Here is a 2,883-nt window from a genome sequence, read left to right on the forward strand (position 1 = left end):
ATGATCGTGCGGCGGTCATGGCGGCGGGGAAACGCCCGGTCCCATCCCGAACCCGGAAGCTAAGCCCGCCAGCGCCGATGGTACTGCAAGGGGGACCTTGTGGGAGAGTAGGACGCCGCCGCGCTACTTGTGCAGTACACGATGAGCCCCAGGCCGTGACGGTCTGGGGCTCATCGTGTTTTCCGGGCCCGTAGCACGGCAGGACGCTGCGGAGCCCAGTGGTCTGCACCTGTCCGCGATCGTGAATGTCACGTCGTGGGCGTGGTCAGGATGCTGCGGCGGGTGCGCGCTCAGCTTACGGATGGAGTGGGGCGTGGGGATGCCGGTGCAGCGGTTAGAGCCGGCCCTGGGCCTTGAGGGCTAGGTAGCGGTCGGCCAGGGCGGGTGCGAAGTCGAGGGGGACGGCGTCGACGACGTCTACGCCGATGCGGGAGAGTTCGTCGGCGGTGCGGCGGCGGACGCTGAGGGAGAGTTCGGCGGACGCGGCGGCGAAGACGGCGTTGGCGCTGCCGCGGGCGCTGGCGAGTTCGGCGATGCGCGGGTCGGCGACCGAGGCGAGGATGACGGTGTGCTTGCGGGTCAGCTGGCGGAGCTCGGGGAGCAGGCCCTCGTTGATGGAGGCGGTGTCGAGGCTCGTCAGCATCACGATCAGGGACCTGCGGCGTACGCGGCCGAGGAGGTGGCGGGTGAGGCCGGCGCCGTCCAGTTCGACGAGTGCCGGTTCGAGGGTGGCCATGGTGTCGCTGAAGACGGCGAGGGTGCGGCCGGGGAGAGCACCGGTGACGGACGCGCGCAGGTCGTCGTCGTACGCGAGGAGGTCCACGCGGTCGCCGGCGCGGGTGGCGACGGCGGTGAGGAGCAGGGCGGCGTCCATGGCGGAGTCGAGCTTCGGCTCGTCGCCTACGCGGCCTGCGGAGGTGCGACTCGTGTCCAGCACGATGACGACGTGCCGGTCGCGTTCGGGACGCCAGGTTCGCACGACGACGTCGTTGCGGCGGGCGGTGGCGCGCCAGTCGATGGAGCGCACGTCGTCGCCCATCACGTATTCGCGCAGTGAATCGAATTCGCTGCCCTGACCGCGTACGAGGACGGGGCTACGGCCGTCGGTTTCGCGCAGCTGCAGCAGCCGGGACGGCAGGTGCTTGCGGCTGTGGAACGGCGGCAGGACGCGCACGCGCCACGGGACCTCGCGGGAAACCTGACGTCCGGCCAGGCCGAGGGGGCCGATCGAGCGGACGGTGACGAGGTCGGGCCTGCGGTCGCCGCGTCGGGACGGGGTGAGGACCGTGTCGATGCGTTGGGCGGCGCCGGGGGCGAGGTCGATCGCGTGGCGAGGCTCAAGGGGCGTGTGGAGGGGAACGTCGCCGATGCCCCGCCCGGGCTCTGGGGAAGCGGAATGATCACCGATGGGTGGGACGGCGGGGGCGTAGACGCCGTTACCGGCGCTGGGGGGCCAGGCGTCGCGGAGCACGCCGGTGAGCGGCTTACGGCCGGTGTTGCGGATGAACATGCTGACGCGAACCTGGGTGCCCAGACGGGCGGTGGTGTCGCCCTGGCGGTCGAACTCCAGGTCCTGTGGCCGGCCGCACTGCGCGAGGTCCAGGGCGATGCCGGCGCCTAAGACTGCCTCGAAGGCGGCTACGCAAAGCAGGCCGGGGACGTGCAGGAGTCCGGAGGTCGCCGCCACGACAACGCTGCCGATGCCCGCCGCCAGTCCGGCGCGCCCGGTAAGCACGACGCCTTTCAACGCGGCGCGGCTGCCCGCTCGCCCTCCGGGACCGACACCTGTACCGCCACCGAAGGCGTCGGCTGTGATGCTGCTCCCGCCGCCAGTACTGACGGTCCCGGCTGCGGTGCCGGTCGCACCGCCGGTACCGCCGGTCGCGCTCGGTCCGAGGGCGCTGAATGCTGCGCCGGTACTGAGGGCCCCGGCTGCGGTGCCGGTCGCGCTGCCGGGGCCGCCGGTCGCGCTCGGTCCGACGGCGCCCAAAGCTGCGCCGGTGCTGACCGTCCCGGCTGCGGTGGCGTTCGCGGCGCCGGTACCGCCGGGTGCGCTCGATGCGAGGGCGCCAAAAGCTGCGCCGGTGCTGACCGTCCCGGCTGCGGTGCCGGTCGCGGCCCCGGTACCGCCGGGCGCGCTCGGTCCGACGGCGCTGAACGGTGCGCCGGTGCTGACGGTCCCGGCTGCGGTATTGCTTCCGCCGCCGGTGGCGGCAGGCGCGCCGCTGCCGGAAGCTCCGGTCGTGGCGCTGGACCCGCCGGCGCTCCCGCTGGCGTCGGCGGGAGCGCCGTCCACGCCTGCCGCGCCTGCCGCGCCTGCCGCGCCCGTCTCGTCGTTGGCGGGGGTGTGCGCAGTCACCGGGGGACGACCACGGCGGCGAGGATCGAGTCGAGGACCGAGTCGGCCGAGACGCCCTCCAGCTCCATCTCGGGGCGCAGTCGGACGCGGTGCCTCAGCACGGGCTTGGCCAGGGCCTTGACGTCGTCGGGCAGCAGGTAGTCGCGGCCGGAGAGCCAGGCCCAGGCGCGGGAGGCCTGGAGCAGGGCGGTGGCGCCTCGGGGGGAGACGCCGACGTCGAAGGCGGTGGAGGCGCGGGTGGCGCGGACTAGGTCTGCCACGTAGGCGATGACCTCCGGAGCCACGGTGACCTGGCGTACGGCGTCGCGGGCCACGGCCAGCTGCTCGGGGCCGGCGACCGGTTTCACGCCCGCGGCCTGCAGGTCACGGGGGTCGAAACCGGCGGCGTGGCGCTGCAGGACGGCGATCTCCTCGTCGCGCGAGGGGAGCGGGAGGACGAGCTTGAGCAGGAAGCGGTCGAGCTGCGCCTCGGGGAGCGGGTAGGTGCCCTCGAACTCGAGCGGGTTCTGGGTGGCGGCCACGAG

General features: G+C 73.4%; 2 protein-coding genes and 1 rRNA gene. 1 reads left to right on the forward strand and 2 read right to left on the reverse strand.

Translation table 11 applies throughout. From position 1 onward, the window contains the following. The first annotated feature begins 7 nt into the window (after window positions 1-7). Window positions 8-124: ribosomal RNA gene (gene rrf, locus KDK95_RS34305) — 5S ribosomal RNA — on the forward strand. A 210-nt stretch (window positions 125-334) separates the two neighbouring features. Here rrf and KDK95_RS37965 read toward each other — a convergent pair. Continuing rightward, window positions 335-1,747 carry a DUF58 domain-containing protein gene (locus KDK95_RS37965; RefSeq protein ID WP_212522536.1) on the reverse strand — a complete coding sequence of 471 codons (1,413 nt, stop codon included), beginning with the start codon at window positions 1,745-1,747 and terminating at the stop codon, window positions 335-337. Between the two features lie 608 nt (window positions 1,748-2,355). After that, a partial coding sequence (locus tag KDK95_RS37295; RefSeq protein ID WP_212522535.1) for an AAA family ATPase occupies window positions 2,356-2,883 on the reverse strand: 528 nt, incomplete at its 5' end.

The sequence above is a fragment of the Actinospica acidithermotolerans genome, assembly GCF_018139625.1.
Classification (GTDB): domain Bacteria; phylum Actinomycetota; class Actinomycetes; order Streptomycetales; family Catenulisporaceae; genus Actinospica; species Actinospica acidithermotolerans.